Source organism: Pedococcus sp. NPDC057267 (assembly GCF_042668795.1).
Classification (GTDB): Bacteria; Actinomycetota; Actinomycetes; order Actinomycetales; family Dermatophilaceae; genus Pedococcus.
Window position 1 is genome coordinate 1 of sequence record NZ_JBHUYG010000085.1, and the last position, 18,995, is coordinate 18,995.

An 18,995-nucleotide genomic window follows, 5' to 3' on the forward strand; every position below is an offset into this window, starting at 1 on the left:
CTCCGTGGAGGCTGGGCCCTTCGCGTCGTCCGCTGTCCGCGGCGCCGGGTCAGGCGCCGATGGTCGCGGTGTCGATGACGAACCGGTACCGCACGTCGGACTTCACGACGCGGTCGTAGGCCTCGTCGACCTGGTCCGCGGAGATGGTCTCGATCTCGGCGGTGATGCCGTGCTCGGCGCAGAAGTCGAGCATCTCCTGGGTGAGGGCGATGCCGCCGATGTTGGAGCCGGCGACGGTCTTGTCACCGTTGATGAGCGCGCCGAAGGGCAGCTGCTGCGGGCTCGGCGGCAGGCCGACGGTGACGAACGTGCCGAACGGCTTCAGCAGCGACAGGTACTGCGGCAGGTCGAGGTCGGCGCTGATCGTCGAGATGATCACGTCGAACGTGCCGGCGAGGTCCTCGAAGGTCTTGGCGTCGCTCGTCGCGCGGTAGTCACGGGCGCCGAAACGGCGGCCGTCCTCCTCCTTCGACAGGCCCTGGCTGAGCACGGTGACGTCCGCGCCCATCGCCGAGGCGATCTTGACGCCCATGTGGCCCAGGCCGCCCATGCCGACGATCGCGACCTTGGCGTCGGGGCCGGCGTGGTCGAGCCAGCGCTTGAGCGGCGTGTACAGGGTGATGCCGGCGCACAGCAGCGGGGCGGCCTTATCCAGGTCGAGCCCGTCGGGGATCCGGACGACGAAGCGCTCGGTCACGACGACCTGCTGGCTGTAGCCGCCCTGGGTCGTGGTGCCGTCGACGTCGGTGTCGCCGTACGTGAAGACGGTCTTCTTCTCGCAGAAGTTCTCGTGGCCGGCCTTGCACTGGGCGCACTCGCCGCACGAGTCGACCATGCAGCCGACGCCGACGCGGTCGCCGACCTTGAACTTCGTCACCTCGGGGCCGACCTCGCTCACGACACCGGCGATCTCGTGGCCGGGGGTCAGCGGGTAGCTGGTGTCGCCCCACTCGCCGCGGACGGTGTGGATGTCGCTGTGGCAGATGCCGGCGAACTTGATGTCGATGCTCACGTCGTCCGCGCGCAGGTCACGCCGCTCCACCGTCGTCGTCTCGAACCGGCCGTCGGCGGACGGCATGGCCAGGGCAGGGGTGGTGGTCGTCATGTCACTCCTTGGATCGGTTAGGTGCCCGGTCGGGGGGAATGGGCACCATCTGGTGACAAGTACGCGGCCGCCTCCGGTATTCCGCAACCGGGATCTCAGAGCTGCTTCGCGAGCGCCTTCGCCACGTCGCGGTACGCCCTGGCGCCCTTGGAGGTGCGGGACGTCGCCAGGATCGATCGCCCGACGGCGGGCGCCTCGGCGAACCGCACGGTCTTGGGGATCGGCGGGTCGAGCACCGGCAGGCCGTAGCGCTCCCCCACGTCGGCCAGGACCTCCTGGGCATGGTTGCTGCGGCCGTCGAAGAGGGTCGGCAGGATCCCCATCACGCGCAGGTCCTTGTTGAGGATCTTCTGGACGTCGGCAACGGTGTCGAGCAGCTGGCCGACCCCCCGGTGGCTGAGCATCTCGCACGGCATCGGGATCACGAGGCCCTGGGAGGCCGTGAGCGCGTTGAGCGTGAGGACACCGAGGCTGGGCGAGCAGTCGAGCAGGATGACGTCGTACTCGGACCGGACGTCCTCGAGCACGCCGCGCAGGATGTACTCGCGCCCCGGCCTCGGCAGCAGCTGCGCCTCCGCGCCGGCAAGGTCGATGACGCTCGGCACCAGGTCGACGCCGTCCTCGCAGGCGATCCGGACGTCGACGACCTCCGCCTTGCCGAGCAGGACCTCGTTGACCGAGCCGTCGACCTCGTCGGGGTCGACGCCGAGGCTGAACGTGAGGCAGGCCTGCGCGTCGAGGTCGACGAGCAGCACCCGCTTGCCCTGTTCGGCGAAGGCCGCCCCCAGCGACGCCACCGAGGTCGTCTTGGCGACCCCGCCCTTCTGGTTGGCCACGGACACGACCGTGGCCGGCCTGGTGCGCTTCCTCGCCACGTGCTGACCTTTCGTGCGGGTCGGTATTCCGGCTCGCGGCCCAGTCTGTCAGGTCGCCGGGACCGGGTCCTCCAGGGCCGCCCAGTCGGACTTCTCCGGGCCGAACGCCTGGCCTGCCGGGCAGTGCCGGCGGAAGTCGCACCACTGGCACAGCGGCCCGACCTGGGCGGGGAACCGGCCGGAGTCGACGCCGAACTGGGCGTAGTCGTCCTCGGCGCGCCGCGCGTCGGCCGCGATGGACTCGGCCTCGGCGAGCTTGCGCTGCAGCGACTCCGGCGTGTGCTCGTGGACCGCGACGGTGCCCGAGGGCAGGTGGTGCAGCTCGACCCGGACGCAGCGGCGGCGGAACATCTTCCACGCGGCGGCGGCGTAGAGCGCCAGCGGCAGCGAGGTCCGGGCGTCGTCGTCGGTCGGGACGGTGCGGCTCGTCTTGTAGTCGACGACGGCCAGGCCGTCGCCCCGGTCGTCCAGCCGGTCGATCCGCCCGGACAGCGCGAGGGTCCCGGTCTTCAGCGAGACCGTCCGCTCGATGCCGAGGGGCTGGCTGTGCGGGTCGACGTCGGCAAGGTAGGTCGTCACGTGCTCCTGCGACCGCTCGCGCCAGGTGCGGGAGTGGTCGGGGTCGCGGAAGCCGGACTCGATCCACGACGTGCGCACGAGCTCGGCCCCCGCAGCCGGGGTCCGGCGCTCGCCGGGCAGGTCCCACCAGTCGCGCAGCGCGTTGTGGACGGCCACACCGAGGGAGGTGTGCGCGCGCTGCGGCCGGGTCTGCGGCGTCGGCCGTTCGAGGTACTGCATGCGGTAGCGGCGGGGGCAGTCCACCCATGCCAGGAGCTTGCTCGGGCTCGCGCGGAACAGGCGGCGCGGCATACCCGCCAGCTCGCCCTGCTCGAACCCCCCGCTCCCTGCTCCCACGGCGCCCACGCTAGGGGGTCCCGCTGACAAAGGCCCGCACGCTGTCGGCGACCATCTGCACGGCGATCGCGGACAGCAGCAGGCCGGCGATGCGGGTCAGCAGCACCGTGCCGCTGTCCTTGAGCACGCGGTGGATCTGGCTGGCGAACCGCAGGAACAGCCACACGACCAGGAGCACGGCGACCAGGGCCGAGCCGACGGCGATGTACTCCCCCGGGCGGGAGGAGTTCTGCACGGCCAGCATCGTCGCGACGATCGCACCGGGGCCGGCGAGCAGCGGCGTGCCCAGCGGCACGAGGGCGACGTTCACCCCGGCGTCGGCGTGCTGCTCCTGCTCGGACCCCGTGAGCAGCTGCAGCGCCACGAGCAGCAGGAGGAGGCCGCCGGCACCCTGCAGGGCCGGCAGCGAGATGTGCAGGTAGTTGAGGATCTGCTGGCCGAACACCGCGAACGCGGCGATGACGCCGAGCGCCACGAGGCTGGCCCGGCGCGCGGCGGCGAGCTTCTGCCTCTGCGTGAGCGAGCCGGTCAGCGCGAGGAAGATCGGCAGCGCACCGGGCGGGTCCATGATGACGAGCAGGGTCACGAAGACCGAGCCGAACACCTGCGGGTCGAGCACGCTGCTCACGGCCGCACCACCTCCACGCCGCTCGTGGCCTGCCGCTCGATCTCGGCGAGCACCTCCGGGGAGGTCGTGTTCTCGCCGAGGCGGTTGGGCTTGCCGGCGCCGTGGTAGTCGCTGGCCCCGGTGGTGAACAGGCCCAGCTGGGTGGCGAGCGCGCGGGCGTGGTCGCGCTGGTCGTCGGTGTGGTCGCGGTGGTCGGCCTCGAGCCCGGCCAGCCCGGCCCGGGCCATCGCGGCGATGACGTCGTCGTCGACGGTCCAGCCCCGCGAGGAGGCGAACGGGTGCGCCATCACGGGCACCCCGCCGGCGGCCCGGACCAGCTGGACGGCCCGCACGGGGTTGGGGGCGTAGTGGGAGACGTAGTAGGGGCTGCCGTTGCGCAGCACGTCGGTGAAGGCCGCGTCGCGCGAGGCGACGTACCCGGCGGCCACGAGGGCGTCGGCGATGTGCGGGCGCCCCAGCGTGGTGTCCTCCCCCGCGTGCGCGTGGACCGCCTCCATGCTGACGGGTATGCCGTCGGCGGCCATCCGCTCGACCATCCGCTCGACGCGGCTGACGCGGGACTCCCGGGCCTTCTCGAGCTCCTCCACGAGGGGCGCGAACCCCGGGTCCACGAGGTAGCCGAGCAGGTGGACGCTGACGCCGCGGTGGGAGCAGGACACCTCCACGCCGGGGACGAAGCCGACCCCGAGCTCGCGCGCGGCGGCCTGCGCCGCCGGCCACCCGGCATACGTGTCGTGGTCGGTCAGGGCCACCACGTCGAGGCCGGCGCGGGCTGCCTGTGCGATGACGACCTCCGCCGGCTCGGTGCCGTCACTCGCCGAGGAGTGGGTGTGGAGGTCGATGCGCACGGGCCAAGCGTAGGGGTGGCGCGGGGCGCCTCCCGGGTGCCCCACCGGTCGGGCGGCGAGGCACCCGGGAGGTCACGCGAAGAGGGGGCGCAGCTCGACCGTCTCACCGGGACCGGAGAACTTCGCGGTGACCTCCTCGGCCCGCTCCTGGCTCGCCACGTCGATCAGGAAGAAGCCGGCGAAGTGCTCGGCGGTCTCGGCGTAGGGGCCGTCGGTGACCTTGCGGCGCCCACCCTCCCACCGGAACAGCCGTGCGTCCCGCGGGTCGCCGAGCGCCTGGCCCCCGACGAGCTCGCCGGACTGCGACAGCTCCTTCAGGACCTCGTCGAACTCGGCGCTGCGCCGCTCCCGCTCCTCCGGCGGCAGGGCCTGGTGCTCGGCGAGGAACTCGCTCGTCGGGTGGCCCCAGGGCTGGGGGTTGGAGTGCATGAGGATGACGTACTTCACGGTGGTGCTCCTGTCCGGGTGTGGCTGCAGGCCCGAGGGCCCCTGACAGCCGTGTGACGACCGCCGCCGGCCGGTCTCGACAAACTCCGCCGCAGTGTTCCGGAGGTTGTGAGCGAACGCACGCACCGCAGCGGTGTCCCCGGGAGGCCACCGTCGGCAGGATGGGCCGCATGCAGTTCGGACGCAGCTACGAGGAGTTCGAGGTCGGCGCGGTCTACAAGCACTGGCCCGGCAAGACGGTGACCGAGTACGACGACCACCTGTTCTGCCTGCTCACCATGAACCACCACCCGCTCCACCTCGACGCCAACTACGCGGAGAACACCACGCAGTTCGGCCGCAACGTCGTGGTCGGCAACTACGTGTACTCGCTGCTGCTCGGCATGTCGGTGCCGGACGTCTCGGGCAAGGCCATCGCCAACCTCGAGATCGAGAGCCTGCGCCACGTCGCGCCGACGTTCCACGGCGACACGATCTACGGCCAGACCGAGGTCCTCGACAAGTGGGAGTCGACGAGCAAGGACGACCGGGGCGTCGTCCACGTCGAGACCAAGGGCTACAAGCAGGACGGCACGCTGGTCTGCATCTTCCGTCGCAAGGTCATGGTGCCCAAGCAGAGCTACCTCGACGCCCGCGGCGGCGAGCAGCCGGCACGGCCCGAGCTGGTCGAGCCGGCCCCCAAGGCCTGACCAGCGAACGAGGCTTGACCAGCTCCTGGTCCGGGTCGCGTCACCACCTCACCAGGGCACCCGGTCCGGTTCGATCATGGCCAGGTCCGCGAGCTCGCCCACCAGGGCCACGAGCCGCTCGTCGCCAAGGTCGTCGGCCACCAAGGACACCGCCACGAACAGCTGTCGGCGCACCATACGCAACAGGGCCTCCCCCGCCTCCGTGGTGCTCACCAGTCGCTGGCGGCGGTCCATCGGATCCACCGCGCGTTCCACCAGGCCACGTCGCTCCAGCACGGAGACCATCCGACCTGCTGCCTGCGGTGAGACGCGCAGCCGCGAGGCGAGCGCGACCACGGGGCGCGGGGTCCGCGCCAGGACCAGGAGGTGCACGGCCGTCAACGGCAGGTCGGTGACAGCCTCCCGTCGGAGGAGGTGGGCCACGAGGTCGTCCACCGAGCGGCTCGCCTCGCGCAACGCGAACGGCAGGTGATCGAGCTGCTCATCGAGCTCGGCGCGCTCCCGGCGCGAGTCCTCCGCCCGCGCCGCCGCCTGCCGCTCCCGCAGCCAGCGCTGCTCGTCCTCGTCCGGCTCGGGCAGCGGGTCCGTCCTGTCGCCGTGCATACCCAGGTCCACGTCCATGGCGGGAGTGTGTGCGCGAGAAACGAACCTGAGTTGGGGATATCCACAACCCAGGTTCGTGGTTCGCGCAGACCTATGGGCCCTCCGGCCCCACAGTTCGCCTCTCGCCCCCTCGCCTCTCGCCCCTTCGCCTCTCGCCCCTTCGCCTCTCGCCTCTCGCGCTTTAGCTCTCGACCCCCCGTCCCAGATGGCGAAGGCGGCCCTGTCTGCGGGGCGTGCCTGCTGAGTAGGGTCGCGCCATGGCCGAATTCGTTGGCGCGGTGGACCAGGGCACGACCAGCACGCGGTTCATGGTCTTCGACCACGACGGCAACGAGGTCGGCAGCCGACAGCTCGAGCACGAGCAGATCCTCCCCCGCGCCGGCTGGGTCGAGCACAGCCCGTTGGAGATCTGGGAGCGGACCCAGACGGTGATCGCCTCGGCACTCGCCCGCCTCGACCTCCAGCCGGGCGACCTCGCCGCGATCGGCATCACCAACCAGCGCGAGACCACCGTGGTGTGGAACCGGCACACCGGTCGCCCGGTGCACAACGCGATCGTCTGGCAGGACACCCGCACCGACCGGATCGCCCGGGCCCTCGACCAGGACGGACGCGGCGACGTCATCCGCGAGCGGGCCGGCATACCGCCTGCCGCGTACTTCGCCGCCGGCAAGGTCCAGTGGATCCTCGAGAACGTCGACGGGGCCCGCGCGGCAGCCGAGGCCGGGGACCTGGTGTTCGGCACCATCGACACCTGGCTGCTGTGGAACCTCACCGGCGGCACCGATGGGGGCGTGCACGTCACCGACGTCACCAACGCCAGCCGCACCATGCTCATGGACCTGCGCACCCTCGACTGGGACGAGGAGCTGCTCGGCTTCTTCGGCATCCCTCGCTCGATGCTTCCGCAGATCCGGCCGAGCTCCGACCCGGCCCTCTACGGCACGACCCGCACGGGCGGCCCGCTCGGCGGCGAGGTCCCGCTCGCGGGCGCGCTGGGCGACCAGCACGCTGCCACGGTCGGGCAGGTGTGCTTCCGCCCGGGCGAGGCCAAGAACACCTACGGCACCGGCAACTTCATGCTCCTCAACACCGGTGAGGAGATCGTCCGCAGCGAGTCCGGGCTGCTCACGACCGTGGCCTACCAGCTCGGCGACGAGAAGCCCGTCTACGCCCTCGAGGGCTCCATCGCGGTGACGGGCTCCGCTGTCCAGTGGCTGCGCGACCAGCTCGGGATCATCTCCGGCGCCGGTGACGTCGAGCGGCTGGCCAGCCAGGTGCAGGACACCGGCGGCCTCTACTTCGTCCCCGCCTTCTCGGGCCTCTTCGCGCCGTACTGGCGGCCGGACGCGCGCGGCGCCATCGTCGGCATGAGCCGCTTCAACACCAACGCCCACCTGGCCCGCGCCACCCTCGAGGCCATCTGCTACCAGACGCGGGACGTGGCCGACGCGATGACCGCGGACACCGGCGCCGCGGGCGTCCCGATGGAGCTGTCGGTCCTCAAGGTCGACGGCGGCGTGACCGCGAACGAGCTCTGCATGCAGCTCCAAGCGGACATTCTGGGCGTGCCCGTCTCACGCCCGGTGGTCGCCGAGACCACGGCCCTCGGCGCCGCCTACGCTGCTGGTCTGGCCACCGGCTTCTGGAAGGACACCGAGGAGCTGCGGGCCAACTGGCAGGAGTCCCGGCGCTGGGAGCCGACGTGGAGCGACGAGCAGCGCGAGTCCGGGTATGCCGGGTGGCGCAAGGCGGTCGAGCGCACGCTCGACTGGGTCGACGTCGACGAGGAGTAGCACCGACATGAGCAGCGGACTGTCACCGCAGGACCGTCAGGCGGCCATCGACACCCTGGCCTCGGGCCGCGAGCTGGACCTGTTGGTCATCGGCGGCGGGGTGGTCGGCAGCGGCACGGCCCTCGACGCCGTGACCCGGGGCCTGTCCACCGGCCTGATCGAGCAGCGCGACTTCGCCAGCGGCACGTCGTCCCGCTCGAGCAAGCTCATCCACGGCGGCCTGCGCTACCTCGAGATGCTCGACTTCGGCCTGGTCCGGGAGGCCCTGCGCGAGCGCGGGCTGCTCCTCACCCGGCTCGCGCCGCACCTGGTCCGCCCTGTGCCGTTCCTCTACCCCCTCACCCACCGCGTCTGGGAGCGCGGCTACGTCGGCTCCGGCATCGCCCTGTACGACGCCATGGCCATGCAGTCCGGCACCGGGGCGGGCCTCCCCCACCACCGGCACCTGAGCCGCCGCCAGGCGCTGCGGCTCATGCCGAGCCTGCGCAGCAGCGCCCTCACGGGCGCGGTGCAGTACTACGACGCCCAGGTCGACGACGCGCGCCACACCATGGAGATCGCCCGCACCGCCGCCCACTACGGCGCGCACGTCGCGAACCGCGTCGCCGCCGTCGGCTTCCTGCGCCAGGGCGAGCGCGTCACCGGGGTCCGGGCCGTCGACAAGCTGACCGACCGTGAGTTCGAGGTCCACGCGCGGCAGATCGTCAACGCGACGGGCGTCTGGACCGACGACACCCAGGCCATGGTCGGCGAGCGCGGACAGTTCCACGTCCGCGCGAGCAAGGGGATCCACCTCGTCGTGCCCCGCGACCGGATCCACTCCTCCACCGGGCTCATCCTGCGCACCGAGAAGTCGGTGCTGTTCGTCATCCCGTGGGGCCGGCACTGGATCCTCGGCACCACCGACACCGACTGGAACCTCGACAAGGCCCACCCCGCCGCGACCCGCGCGGACATCGACTACATCCTCGACCACGTCAACCGGGTGCTCGCCACGCCGCTGACGCACGAGGACGTCGAGGGCGTCTATGCCGGGCTGCGGCCCCTGCTCGCGGGCGAGTCCGAGTCGACGTCGAAGCTGTCGCGCGAGCACGTCGTGGCCCACAGCGCCCCGGGGCTCGTGGTCGTCGCCGGCGGCAAGTACACGACCTACCGGGTCATGGCCAAGGACGCGGTGGACGAGGCGGTGCAGGGGCTCGACGGCCGCATCCCCGCCTCGACGACCGAGACCATCCCGCTGCTGGGCGCGGTCGGCTTCCAGGCCGCCTGGAACCAGCGGCACACGCTCGCGGCCGAGGCCGGGCTGCACGTGGCCCGGGTCGAGCACCTGCTGCGCCGTTACGGGGCGCTGACCCAGGAGCTGCTCGACCTCGTCGCCGAGCGGCCCGAGCTCGGTGAGCCGCTCGAGGGCGCCGAGGACCACCTCAAGGCCGAGGTCGTCTACGCCGCCTCGCACGAGGGCGCCCTCCACCTCACCGACGTCCTCACCCGGCGCACCCGGATCTCGATCGAGGCCTGGGACCGGGGGGTCTCGGCCGCACCTGCCGCGGCCGCCCTGGTCGCCCCCGTCCTCGGCTGGGACGAGGCGCGGCAGCAGTCCGAGGTCGACATCTACCTCGGGCGCGTCGAGGCGGAGCGGATCAGCCAGACGATGCCCGACGACGAGACCGCCGACGAGGCGCGCCGCAGCGGCCCGGACAGCCGCATCTGACGCCCGGCGGCCCGGCCGTCGGCGGGGAGTCCCGGCTCGACCAGCCTGACCTGCGACTTTGACCTAGGGTCGGGTCATGGCTCGGTTGCGCACGGTGTCCCCCGGAACGCGCGGGTGGACCCGGCGCCGCAGCGGCAAGGGGTTCGTCTACCTCGACGCCGACGGCGCCCGCCTCCCCGCCGAGGAGGTCGAGCGCATCCGGTCGCTGGCCATCCCGCCTGCGTGGCAGGACGTCTGGATCTGCCCCCACCCACGCGGCCACATCCAGGCCGTGGGCACGGACACCGCTGGGCGCCGGCAGTACCTCTACCACCCCGACTGGCGGGTCAAGCGCGACCAGATGAAGTTCGACCGGGTGCTCGCCGCGGCCGCCCACCTGCCCGCCGCCCGTCGCCGGGTGCTCGCGGACCTGGCGCTCGCGGACATGCCCCGCGAGCGTGCGGCAGCCACCGCCGTCCGCCTGCTCGACCACGGCTACTTCCGGATCGGCAGCGACGCCTACACCGACGCCAACGGCTCGTTCGGCCTCACCACGCTCGAACGGCAGCACGTGCGCCGCCGCGGCGACGTCATCGTGTTCACCTTCGTCGGCAAGTCCGGGATCGAGCACCGCATCGAGATCGACGACGAGCTCGCGATGGCCGCCATCGACCGGCTGCGCAAGCGCAAGTCGGCCAGCAAGCGCCTCCTCGCCTACCAGCAGCAGCGGCGCTGGTCCGACCTCGACGCCGCCACGGTCAACGCCTACCTCGCCGAGCTGCTGCACGGCGAGATGACGGCCAAGGACTTCCGCACGTGGCACGCCACCGTCCTCGCCGCGCTGGCCCTCGCCACCACCGACGAGAAGGGCGACACCGCGTCCTCCCGCCGGCGCGCGATCAAGGCGGCGGTCGAGGAGGTCGCCGGCTACCTCGGCAACACCCCGACCATCGCCAAGGGCTCCTACATCGACCCCCGCGTGCTGGACCTGTACGAGTCCGGCACCACCATCGCGGTCGACCCGTCCCGCTACCGCAGCCCCGAGCGCCGGCAGGCCGCCGTGGAGAAGGCCGTCCTGGCCCTGCTCGCCTCCGACTGAGCCGTCCGCGCTGCCGGCGCGCACCCGGCATACCCGGTTGCACGGCGTGGCACCATGGCTTCGTGACCGCCAGCGAAGAGCAGAAGAAGCCGGAGAACCGCGCCCGTCCCACGACCGACGAGCTGCGGGCGTTCATCGCCGAGGACTGGGCGCCGCGGGCGCCCGGTGCGACCGGGCTGAGTGAGGCCGCGCGGTATGCCGCGGCGCGCCGAGCCAAGGTCAGCGAGGCCTTCCCCGGCGACCGGCTCGTCATCCCCGCGGGTGGCCTCAAGGTGCGCAGCAACGACACCGACTACGTCTTCCGCCCGCACAGCGCGTTCGCGCACCTCACCGGGCTCGGCGGCGACCGCGAGCCGGACGCGGTGCTGGTGCTCGAGCCGCGCGACGACGGGACGCACGAGCCCGTGCTGTACTTCCGCCCGCTCGCCGGCCGCGACACCGACGAGTTCTTCGCCGACGCGCGCTACGGCGAGTTCTGGGTCGGCGCCCGCCCGACCATCGAGGACATCGAGCTCGAGCTCGGCGTCACCGGCCGGCACATCGACGAGTTCGCCGACGCGGCGGTCAAGGACGCCGGCGAGGTCACCGTGCGGGTTGTGCGCGACGCGGACCGCGACCTGACCCGGCAGCTCGACGAGGCTCGCACGTCCGAGTCGGTCGAGGCGCAGGACCTCACCGAGGCCGACGACGAGCTCGCGCACTTCCTGTCGAACCTGCGCATGGTCAAGGACGAGTGGGAGCTCGAGGAGATGCGCAAGGCCGTCGCAGCCACCAGGCGCGGCTTCGAGGCCGTCATCGCCGACCTGCCCGAGGCCGTGGCCCGCGGCCGGGGCGAGCGGTGGGTCGAGGGCGTCTTCGGCCTCGTTGCCCGGCACGAGGGCAACGGCGTCGGGTACGACTCCATCGCGGCAGCCGGCGACCACGCGACCACCCTGCACTGGATCAAGAACACCGGCGAGCTGCGTGACGGCGACCTCCTGCTGCTCGACGCCGGTGTCGAGATGGACTCGCTCTTCACCGCCGACGTCACGCGCACCCTGCCGGCGAACGGCACGTTCACCGACGCCCAGCGCGAGGTCTACGACGCCGTCTACGAGGCGCAGGAGGCCGGTCTCGCCGCGGTGAAGCCGGGCAACAGGTTCAGCGACATCCACGCCGCGGCCATCCGCGTCATCGCCGAGAAGCTGCACGGCTGGGGCCTGCTGCCCGAGGGCGTCGACGTCGAGGCCACGCTCGACAAGGAGCACGGCCAGTACCACCGCCGGTGGATGGTGCACGGCACGAGCCACCACCTGGGGATCGACGTCCACGACTGCGCGCTCGCCACCCGCGAGGAGTACATGGACGCCGTCCTCGAGCCGGGCATGGTCCTGACGGTCGAGCCGGGGCTGTACTTCAAGGCCGACGACCTCAAGGCGCCCGAGCGGTTCCGCGGCATCGGGGTGCGGATCGAGGACGACGTCGTCGTCACCGCGGACGGCCACGAGAACCTGTCCGCCGCCATGCCGCGCACGTCCACCGGCGTCGAGGCCTGGATCCGCGAGGTCCAGGCCCGCTGACGGGTGCGGGAGCGGGCGCCCGCCCGCTCCGTCTCGCTGGCGGTCCGCTCCCGCTCGCTTGCGGTCCGCTCGCGCGCGCCTCAGCGCCGGTCGACGACGTCCAGGAGGAGCGCCTTGTCGACGCCGGCTGCCTGACCGCCCCAGCCCAGCACCAAGCCCAGCAGTTCAGGGGGCTTCGGGAACTGCTCCGGCAGCGCGGCGTTGTAGGCCCGGTGTGCCTCGAGCGAGGCCACCGCGCGGTCGAACTGGCCGGCCACCTCGACGTAGTGCGTCGCCGTCGGCGACCCCCCGAAGCACAGCCGACCCACGTTCCACGGCTCGAGCCCCTCCTGCACCAGCTCCGGGAAGATCCAGCGGTTCCCGGCGTCGGCGACCGCGTCGACGCAGGCGAGGCCGACGGCGCGGTGGTCGGCCTGGTTCAGCCTGCCCTGCACGAAGCGGTCCCCGTAGTGGCCGGTGACGACCACGTCCGGCCGGCGCCTGCGGATCTCGCGGGCGATGTCGCGACGCAGGTCCAACCCGTACTCGACGACACCGTCACGGTGGTTGCCGAAGTCGACCTCGGTCACCCCCACCACCGCGGCCCCGTCGCGCTCCTCCTGCTCGCGTACCGGGCCCGCCTCGTCGGGGTGCATGGTGTCGATGCCGGCCTCGCCACGGGTCAGCAGGAAGTACGTCACCCGCTTCCCGCCGTCGGTCCACTTCGCGACGGCCGCCGCCGTCCCGTACTCGATGTCGTCGGGGTGCGCGACGACGCACAGCACCGACTCGAAGTCGTCGTCGAGCTCCTGCACCGCCGGACGGCCCCCTGTCCCCGTGGGTTCGCTCATGGGCGGCAGCGTAGGCCGCAGGCCCGTCGACGACCTCCCACGTGTGGCGGAGGCGCCGACGGCACGGCGAGCTCTGGCAGGGGGCGTCGGGTGGGCGGCGTCAGGCCGGCGGGCGTCAGGCCGGCGGGCGTCAGGCCGGCGGCGTCAGGCGGGCGTGTGTCAGGCGGGCGTGTGTCAGGCGGGCGTGTGTCAGGCGGGCGTGTGTCAGGCCGGCGGAGCGGGCGGGACCGGGGGCTCGCCGGCAGCACGCTGCCGAGCCGCCTCACGCTCGGCCTCACGGGCCGCGGCGACCTGGGCCTGGGCGGCGGCCATCGGGTCCATCTGCGTGAGCATCTCGCGCGCCTGCCCGGCGTACTTGTGCTCCACGAGGACCTCGTACTGCGTGGCCACGACCTGGGTCACCGAGGTGAAGTCGCGCGGGCCCCGCGTCAGCTGGTACCCGATGAGGCTCCACACGAGCCCGAAGAGCGCCCCGAAGGCGATGGTGGCCAGGATGCTGGAGAAGCCGGCGCCGCTGGTCGTGTCGAGCAGCGCGAAGATCATCCCCACGAACAGGCCGAGCCAGGCGCCGGAGACGAGACCGCCGATCGCGGCCCGTCCCCGCGTCAGCCGGCCCGTCACGCGCTCGAGCTGCTTGAGGTCGGTGCCGACGATGAGGACGTTCTGCACCGGGAACTCGTGGTCCGAGAGGTAGTCGACCGCCTTCTGGGCCGCCTCGTAGGTGTCGTAGCGCCCCAGGGACATGGGGTACTCCAGCGTGAGGACCGCGCGGGACCGCGACAGGGCGCTTGGCTGCGTGCTCATGCCACCAGTCTGTCAAAACCGGCTGCACGTTGTCTGTGCCCCGGCCGTGGAGCCGCTGACCGCGAGTCATCGGTGGGCAACCAGCCGGGTGCCCGGTCCGCCGGGGTGCTGCCGCCCCTCCGCCTGGGTGCCGTCCGGGTGCCGGTGGGGGTACAACTCCTCCATGGCATCGCGCGCGCCCGACCGGGCGGCCTGAGTGGGCTTCGGACAGCTCGCCCTCATCTGCGCCGTGGCGCTGCTCGGCGCGCTGCTGTCGCTGCCGCGGGCGCTACGCCTGCCGGTGGTCGTCGGCGAGCTCGCGGTCGGCATCGCCCTCGGCGCGACCGGGCTGCGGGTGCTGTCCGCGGACGACCCCACGTTCCACTTCCTCGCCGAGATCGGCTTCGCGCTCGTCATGTTCGTCGCGGGATCGCACGTGCCGGTGCGGGACCCGTTGCTGCTCAGGGGAATCCGCTCCGGGCTCGGGCGCGCTCTCCTCGTGGGGGTCCTGGCGGCCGGCGCCGGTGCGGTGCTCTCCGCGGTCTTCGGCACCTCCCACACCAGCCTGTATGCCGTGCTGCTCGCCTCCTCGTCGGCGAGCGTCGTCATGCCGGTCCTCGGCCCCGGCCCCTTCACCGCGAGGTCGGTGGTGGAGGTCCTGCCCCAGGTCGCCGTCGCCGACGCCGCGTGCATCGTGCTGCTGCCGCTGGCCCTGGACCCCGGGCACGCCGGCCGGGCCGCGCTCGGGGCGCTCGTCGTCGCAGCAGCCGCCGCGGCGGCGTGGTGGGGGCTGCGGTGGGCCCACACCTCGGGCCGGCAACGGGCGGTGCACCGCCTGTCCGAGGAGCGCGAGCTCGCGATCGAGCTCCGGCTGCTCCTGTCGGTGCTGTTCGCGCTGGCGGCGCTGGCCGTGGCGCTGGACGTGTCCGTGCTGCTGGCCGGCTTCGCCCTCGGGCTCGTGGTGGCCGCCGTGGGCGAGCCGCGACGGGTCGCGAAGCAGCTGTTCGCGGTTACCGAGGGACTGTTCGCACCGATCTTCTTCGTCTGGCTGGGTGCGTCGCTCGACCTGCGGGCGCTGTCCCAGCACCCGAGCGCGGTCGTGCTGGGACTCGCGCTCGGTGCGGGGGCCGTCGCCGTGCACGGTGCCATGGTCGTGACGGGGCAACCGTGGTCCCTCGCCGTCGCCACGTCCGCGCAGCTCGGGGTGCCCGTCGCCGCGGCGACCCTGGGCCGGGCGCACGGGCTCCTCGTCCCCGGCGAGGACGCTGCGATCCTGCTCGGCGCCCTCGTCACCATCGCGGCCACGGCCCTGGCCAGCAACCGCCTGCCCTCGAGACGCCGAGCCGCCCGGTCGTGACGTCGCTGCCTCCTCCGGCGGCGCTGCTACTTCTTGACCGCGAAGTCCTCAAGCAGGCGCCGGCCGATGATCATCTTCTGGATCTCTGCCGTGCCCTCGCCGATGAGCAGCATGGGCGCCTCGCGGTAGAGGCGCTCGATCTCGTACTCCTTGGAGTAGCCGTACCCGCCGTGGATCCGGAAGCTCTGCTCGACCACGTCGGCGCAGTTCTCGGCGGCGAGGTACTTCGCCATCCCCGCCTCGAGGTCGTTGCGGGCACCGGCGTCCTTGAGCCGAGCCGCCTTCACCATCATCTGGTGGCTCGCCTCCACCTTGGTCGCCATGTCGGCGAGGCGGAACAGGATGCCCTGGTGCTCGGCGATCTTCTTGCCGAACGTCTCGCGCTGCTGCGCGTAGGCGATGCCCAGCTCGAAGGCCCGCATCGACACCCCGCAGGCGCGTGCAGCGACGTTGACGCGGCCCACCTCGACGCCGTCCATCATCTGGTAGAAGCCCTTGCCCGGCTCGCCGCCGAGGATCTGGGCCGAGGTCGTGCGGTGGCCCTCGAGGACGAGCTCGGTCGTGTCGACGCCCTTGTAGCCCATCTTCTCGATCTTCCCCGGGATCGTGACGCCCTGGGCGGTCTCGCCGAAGCCGGGCTCCTTCTCGACGAGGAAGGTCGTCATGTTCCGGTAGACCGAGTCCGCCCCGAGGTCGGTCTTCACCAGCACCGCCACCAGGTTCGAGGACCCGCCGTTGGTGAGCCACATCTTCTGCCCGGTGATGGTCCACTCGGTGTCGGCGCCCTCGCCGGACCCCTTGACCGCCTTGGTGCGGATCGCGGAGACGTCGGAGCCGAGGCCGGGCTCGCTCATCGAGAACGCGCCCCGCACCTCACCGGTCGCCATCCGCGGCAGGTACCGCTGCTTCTGCTCCTCGGTCCCGTGCTGCAGCAGCATGTACGCGACGATGAAGTGGGTGTTGATGATGCCGCTCACCGACATCCAGCCGCGTGCGATCTCCTCGACCACCAGCGCGTAGGTCAGCAGCGACTCCCCCAGGCCGCCGTACTCCTCGGGGATCATGAGCCCGAAGATGCCCATCTCCTTCATGCCCTCGACGATCTCGGTGGGGTACTCGTCGGCGTGCTCGAGCTGCTGCGCCACCGGGATGATCTGCTCGTCGACGAACTCCCGGACCAGCTTCACCAGCTCGGTCTGCTCCTCGGTGAGGCCGTCGGTCGTCTGAAGTCGGGACATGCTGGCGAGTATGCCGAGCGCCTCCGGTGGTGGGTACCGGACGGGCGTGTGAGCCTGCCCACCCGCAGGTCGGGGCTCGGGCCCGCCCGTGTGGCCGCGGAAACTCGGTGGCGGACGTCACGTCGTCACTGCCAGCATGGCCGGGCACGCCGACGGCACCGGCCGCGGCACGACTCGCTCGACGGGGCCACCACGTCGAACGGAAGGAGGGGCGACATGTCCACGACTGTCCCGGGCTGCCCTCGCGCCCACACCCCTTCTTCGATGGAGTCTTCCGTTGCACGCTTTTCAGGAGAACCCGGAGTTCTCGTTCGACAGCCTTCCTGACGCGCCGCCCGAGGGCGAGCGCTGGTCGAGCTGGGACGGTGCCACGCACGGTCCGAAACCCCGACCCGACTGGGTCATCACCGCCCTCGCAGCCGTCGAGGCCGACCTCGGCATCCTCAAGACGGGCAAGGAGGCCGACGTCCACGTCGTCCGCCGGTGGGTTCCCGACGGCACCGACCAGCCTGCGCTCGACACGTGGATGGCGGCCAAGCGGTACCGCACCAGCGAGCACCGCATGTTCCACCGTGACGCCGGGTACCAGGAGGGCCGCCGGGTCCGCCGCAGCCGGGAGATGCGGGCGATGGCCAGGCGCACCGACTTCGGCCGCGAGCTGCTGTCCGGCCAGTGGGCCTCGGCGGAGTTCGAGGCGTTGGGGCAGCTGTGGGAGCTCGGCCTGCCCGTCCCCTACCCGGTGCAGCTCAGCGACCGCGAGATGCTCATGGAGTTCATCGGCTCCGACGGCGAGGCGGCACCCCGCCTGGCGCAGACGAGACCGGCCCCGGACCTGCTCGCCGACCTGTTCGAGCAGCTCCGGCGGACGATGACGGTGCTGGCCGGGCACGGCTGGGCCCACGGCGACCTGTCGCCGTACAACGTCCTGCTCCACGGCGAGCGGCTCGTCGTCATCGACTGGCCCCAGGTCGTGGACGTCATCGGCAACCCGCGCGGCTTCGAGTTCCTCGAGCGCGATGTCACGAACATGTGCCGGTGGTTCCGGGCGCGAGGCCTGGACGCGGACGAGTCGGAGCTCATGGGCGACCTCGTCGCCGCAGCCACGTCGCGCTGGTAGCCGGCCACCCGGCACACCCGGCACACGTGCTGGGCCGTCCCGGCAGGCGTGCCGGGTGTGCCGGGTCAGCCGGAGCTCGACCGGCGGGCGCTGTTCTCCTCGGCCCGCCGTTCGAGCACCGCTCGCTCGGCAGCGTTCCGGGACCGGGTGGCCGCCTCGGCGAAGGCGTCCGCGGCCTCGGCGTGCCGTGCGGCGCGCTCGAGCAGGTCGCCCCGCACGCTGGGCAGCAGGGGTGAGCTCCCGAGCTCGTCCCCGCGCAGGGCGTCGAGCACGGCGAGCCCTGCCGCGGGACCGTGCGCGCGCCCGTGCGCGACGGCCCGGTTGACCTCGACGACCGGGCCCGGCGCGGCGTTGGCGAGGACGTCGTACAGGGCCGCGATCTGCGCCCAGTCGGTGTCCTCGGCCCGCCGGGCGCGGGCGTGCTCGGCGGCGATCGACGCCTGCAGGAAGTACTTCCCGACCGGCTTGCCCTGTGCGGCCAGCGCCCGCCCCTCCGCCAACGCCGACAGGCCGCGACGGACGAGCTCGTGGTCCCACCGGGAGCGGTCCTGCGCCTCCAGCAGGACCGCCGCCCCGTCCTCGTCGACCCGGGCCGGCAGGCGGGAGGCCTGGATCTCCAGCAGTGCCTGGAGGCCCAGGACCTCGGGCTCGTGCGGCGTGAGCCCGGACAGCATCCGGGACAGGCGGATGGCCTCGGTCGCCAGGCCCGGCCGCAGCCAGTCCTCGCCCGCAGCAGCCGAGTAGCCCTCGTTGAAGACCAGGTAGATCACGGCCATGACGTCGTCGAGGCGCTGGTCGCGCTCCGGACCGGTCGGGATGTCGAAGTCCGCACGCGCCTCGGCGAGGGACTTCTTCGCCCGCGAGATGCGCTGTGCCATCGCGGACTCGGTGGACAGGAACCCGCGGGCGATCTCGCTCGTCGTCAGGCCACCGACGAGGCGCAGGGTCAGGGCAGCCCTCGACTCGGGGCTCAGGGACGGGTGGCAGGTCAGGAACATCAGGCGCAGGACGTCGTCCTCGATGTGGTCGACCTGGTCGTCGAGGTCGGGCACGCGTCCCTCCTCTGCACCGGGTAGCGCGAGTGCGAGCCCCTCGACCTTGCGACGCAGGGTCTCGGCTCGCCGGAACTGGTCGACACCCCGGCGTTTCGCCGTGGTCATCAGCCACGCGGCAGGGTTGGCCGGCACACCGGTCACCGGCCACTGCTCGAGCGCAGCGACCAGCGCGTCCTGGGCGAGGTCCTCGGCCAGGTCGACGTCACGCGTCATCCGGGTGAGCGCACCGACCAGGCGCGCCGACTCGGCCCGCCACGCGGTGGTGATCGCTGCGGCAGTCGAGGCCTCGGTTGACACCCGCCGAGCCTACGGGACGGACGCCGCCGCCCGGCGGCGTCCGTCCGTTCTCGGCCTCGGTGGG

19 protein-coding genes are annotated in these 18,995 nt (G+C 72.4%); 7 read left to right on the forward strand and 12 right to left on the reverse strand.

Annotation, left to right across the window (positions count from 1 at the left end):
- Window positions 1-49 precede the first annotated feature (49 nt).
- From ACFUC1_RS16095 to ACFUC1_RS16120, 6 genes are all read right to left on the reverse strand, one after another.
- Window positions 50-1,105, reverse strand: coding sequence for an NAD(P)-dependent alcohol dehydrogenase (locus tag ACFUC1_RS16095; protein ID WP_379121551.1), 1,056 nt, complete (start codon window positions 1,103-1,105; stop codon window positions 50-52).
- A 95-nt stretch (window positions 1,106-1,200) separates the two neighbouring features.
- The gene (locus ACFUC1_RS16100; protein ID WP_379121553.1) at window positions 1,201-1,941 is read right to left on the reverse strand and encodes a ParA family protein; all 741 of its coding nucleotides are present in this window, start codon (window positions 1,939-1,941) and stop codon (window positions 1,201-1,203) included.
- A gap of 87 nt (window positions 1,942-2,028) precedes the next feature.
- Window positions 2,029-2,895 (reverse strand): RecB family exonuclease, encoded by an 867-nt coding sequence (locus tag ACFUC1_RS16105; protein WP_379121555.1) that lies wholly within the window; start codon window positions 2,893-2,895, stop codon window positions 2,029-2,031.
- Between the two features lie 10 nt (window positions 2,896-2,905).
- Window positions 2,906-3,523: a MarC family protein gene (locus ACFUC1_RS16110; protein ID WP_379121557.1), complete on the reverse strand. Its 618-nt coding sequence runs from the start codon at window positions 3,521-3,523 to the stop codon at window positions 2,906-2,908.
- Entirely contained in the window at window positions 3,520-4,371 is an 852-nt protein-coding gene (locus ACFUC1_RS16115; RefSeq protein ID WP_379121559.1) for a PHP domain-containing protein, read from the reverse strand. The genes ACFUC1_RS16110 and ACFUC1_RS16115 overlap by 4 nt, the downstream gene beginning before the upstream one ends.
- Window positions 4,372-4,443: 72 nt before the next feature.
- Window positions 4,444-4,818 carry a YciI family protein gene (locus ACFUC1_RS16120; RefSeq protein WP_379121561.1) on the reverse strand — a complete coding sequence of 125 codons (375 nt, stop codon included), beginning with the start codon at window positions 4,816-4,818 and terminating at the stop codon, window positions 4,444-4,446.
- A gap of 170 nt (window positions 4,819-4,988) precedes the next feature.
- Here ACFUC1_RS16120 and ACFUC1_RS16125 point away from each other — a divergent pair, with 170 nt between their 5' ends.
- Complete coding sequence (locus ACFUC1_RS16125; RefSeq protein ID WP_310154652.1) at window positions 4,989-5,507, forward strand: MaoC family dehydratase; 519 nt, start codon at window positions 4,989-4,991, stop codon at window positions 5,505-5,507.
- A 48-nt stretch (window positions 5,508-5,555) separates the two neighbouring features.
- On the opposite strand, the gene ACFUC1_RS16130 is transcribed toward ACFUC1_RS16125, so the two are convergent.
- Window positions 5,556-6,128, reverse strand: a complete 573-nt coding sequence (locus ACFUC1_RS16130; RefSeq protein WP_379121563.1) for a MarR family winged helix-turn-helix transcriptional regulator — start codon at window positions 6,126-6,128, stop codon at window positions 5,556-5,558.
- Between the two features lie 239 nt (window positions 6,129-6,367).
- On the opposite strand from ACFUC1_RS16130, the gene glpK reads away from it, so the two are divergent.
- The 4 genes from glpK (at window position 6,368) to ACFUC1_RS16150 (ending at window position 12,254) form a co-directional block, all read left to right on the forward strand.
- Window positions 6,368-7,906: a glycerol kinase GlpK gene (glpK, locus tag ACFUC1_RS16135; RefSeq protein ID WP_379121565.1), complete on the forward strand. Its 1,539-nt coding sequence runs from the start codon at window positions 6,368-6,370 to the stop codon at window positions 7,904-7,906.
- A 7-nt stretch (window positions 7,907-7,913) separates the two neighbouring features.
- Complete coding sequence (locus ACFUC1_RS16140) at window positions 7,914-9,617, forward strand: glycerol-3-phosphate dehydrogenase/oxidase (RefSeq protein ID WP_379121567.1); 1,704 nt, start codon at window positions 7,914-7,916, stop codon at window positions 9,615-9,617.
- 76 nt (window positions 9,618-9,693) lie between these two features.
- Window positions 9,694-10,695, forward strand: coding sequence for a DNA topoisomerase IB (locus ACFUC1_RS16145; RefSeq protein WP_379121569.1), 1,002 nt, complete (start codon window positions 9,694-9,696; stop codon window positions 10,693-10,695).
- A 62-nt stretch (window positions 10,696-10,757) separates the two neighbouring features.
- Window positions 10,758-12,254, forward strand: coding sequence for an aminopeptidase P family protein (locus tag ACFUC1_RS16150; RefSeq protein ID WP_379121571.1), 1,497 nt, complete (start codon window positions 10,758-10,760; stop codon window positions 12,252-12,254).
- 80 nt (window positions 12,255-12,334) lie between these two features.
- Here the strand turns inward: ACFUC1_RS16150 and ACFUC1_RS16155 are convergent, their stop codons facing one another.
- The 3 genes from ACFUC1_RS16155 to ACFUC1_RS16165 form a co-directional block, all read right to left on the reverse strand.
- The gene (locus tag ACFUC1_RS16155) at window positions 12,335-13,084 is read right to left on the reverse strand and encodes a PIG-L deacetylase family protein (RefSeq protein WP_379121573.1); all 750 of its coding nucleotides are present in this window, start codon (window positions 13,082-13,084) and stop codon (window positions 12,335-12,337) included.
- A 130-nt stretch (window positions 13,085-13,214) separates the two neighbouring features.
- On the reverse strand, window positions 13,215-13,292 hold the full coding sequence (locus ACFUC1_RS16160; RefSeq protein WP_379121585.1) for a pentapeptide repeat-containing protein: 78 nt from the start codon (window positions 13,290-13,292) through the stop codon (window positions 13,215-13,217).
- Complete coding sequence (locus ACFUC1_RS16165) at window positions 13,289-13,888, reverse strand: general stress protein (RefSeq protein ID WP_379121575.1); 600 nt, start codon at window positions 13,886-13,888, stop codon at window positions 13,289-13,291. The genes ACFUC1_RS16160 and ACFUC1_RS16165 overlap by 4 nt, the downstream gene beginning before the upstream one ends.
- 196 nt (window positions 13,889-14,084) lie before the next feature.
- Between ACFUC1_RS16165 and ACFUC1_RS16170 the strand changes: the two genes are divergently transcribed.
- Window positions 14,085-15,224 (forward strand): cation:proton antiporter, encoded by a 1,140-nt coding sequence (locus ACFUC1_RS16170; RefSeq protein ID WP_379121577.1) that lies wholly within the window; start codon window positions 14,085-14,087, stop codon window positions 15,222-15,224.
- 26 nt (window positions 15,225-15,250) lie between these two features.
- On the opposite strand, the gene ACFUC1_RS16175 is transcribed toward ACFUC1_RS16170, so the two are convergent.
- The gene (locus tag ACFUC1_RS16175; RefSeq protein WP_379121579.1) at window positions 15,251-16,462 is read right to left on the reverse strand and encodes an acyl-CoA dehydrogenase family protein; all 1,212 of its coding nucleotides are present in this window, start codon (window positions 16,460-16,462) and stop codon (window positions 15,251-15,253) included.
- Between the two features lie 277 nt (window positions 16,463-16,739).
- Between ACFUC1_RS16175 and ACFUC1_RS16180 the strand changes: the two genes are divergently transcribed.
- A complete protein-coding gene (locus ACFUC1_RS16180; RefSeq protein WP_379121581.1) occupies window positions 16,740-17,579 on the forward strand; it encodes a serine protein kinase RIO in 840 nt (279 codons plus the stop codon).
- A 65-nt stretch (window positions 17,580-17,644) separates the two neighbouring features.
- On the opposite strand, the gene ACFUC1_RS16185 is transcribed toward ACFUC1_RS16180, so the two are convergent.
- The gene (locus ACFUC1_RS16185) at window positions 17,645-18,931 is read right to left on the reverse strand and encodes an RNA polymerase sigma factor (protein ID WP_379121583.1); all 1,287 of its coding nucleotides are present in this window, start codon (window positions 18,929-18,931) and stop codon (window positions 17,645-17,647) included.
- Window positions 18,932-18,995: the final 64 nt, after the last annotated feature.

Excerpts from the sequence above, each read along its gene's own strand:
- ACFUC1_RS16095 (WP_379121551.1), bottom strand. The coding sequence starts at position 1,105 with ATGACGACCACCACCCCTGCCCTGGCCATGCCGTCCGCCGACGGCCGG.
- ACFUC1_RS16125 (WP_310154652.1), top strand. The coding sequence starts at position 4,989 with ATGCAGTTCGGACGCAGCTACGAGGAGTTCGAGGTCGGCGCGGTCTAC.
- ACFUC1_RS16130 (WP_379121563.1), bottom strand. The coding sequence starts at position 6,128 with ATGGACGTGGACCTGGGTATGCACGGCGACAGGACGGACCCGCTGCCC.
- glpK (WP_379121565.1), top strand. The coding sequence starts at position 6,368 with ATGGCCGAATTCGTTGGCGCGGTGGACCAGGGCACGACCAGCACGCGG.
- ACFUC1_RS16140 (WP_379121567.1), top strand. The coding sequence starts at position 7,914 with ATGAGCAGCGGACTGTCACCGCAGGACCGTCAGGCGGCCATCGACACC.
- ACFUC1_RS16145 (WP_379121569.1), top strand. The coding sequence starts at position 9,694 with ATGGCTCGGTTGCGCACGGTGTCCCCCGGAACGCGCGGGTGGACCCGG.
- ACFUC1_RS16155 (WP_379121573.1), bottom strand. The coding sequence starts at position 13,084 with ATGAGCGAACCCACGGGGACAGGGGGCCGTCCGGCGGTGCAGGAGCTC.
- ACFUC1_RS16165 (WP_379121575.1), bottom strand. The coding sequence starts at position 13,888 with ATGAGCACGCAGCCAAGCGCCCTGTCGCGGTCCCGCGCGGTCCTCACG.
- ACFUC1_RS16175 (WP_379121579.1), bottom strand. The coding sequence starts at position 16,462 with ATGTCCCGACTTCAGACGACCGACGGCCTCACCGAGGAGCAGACCGAG.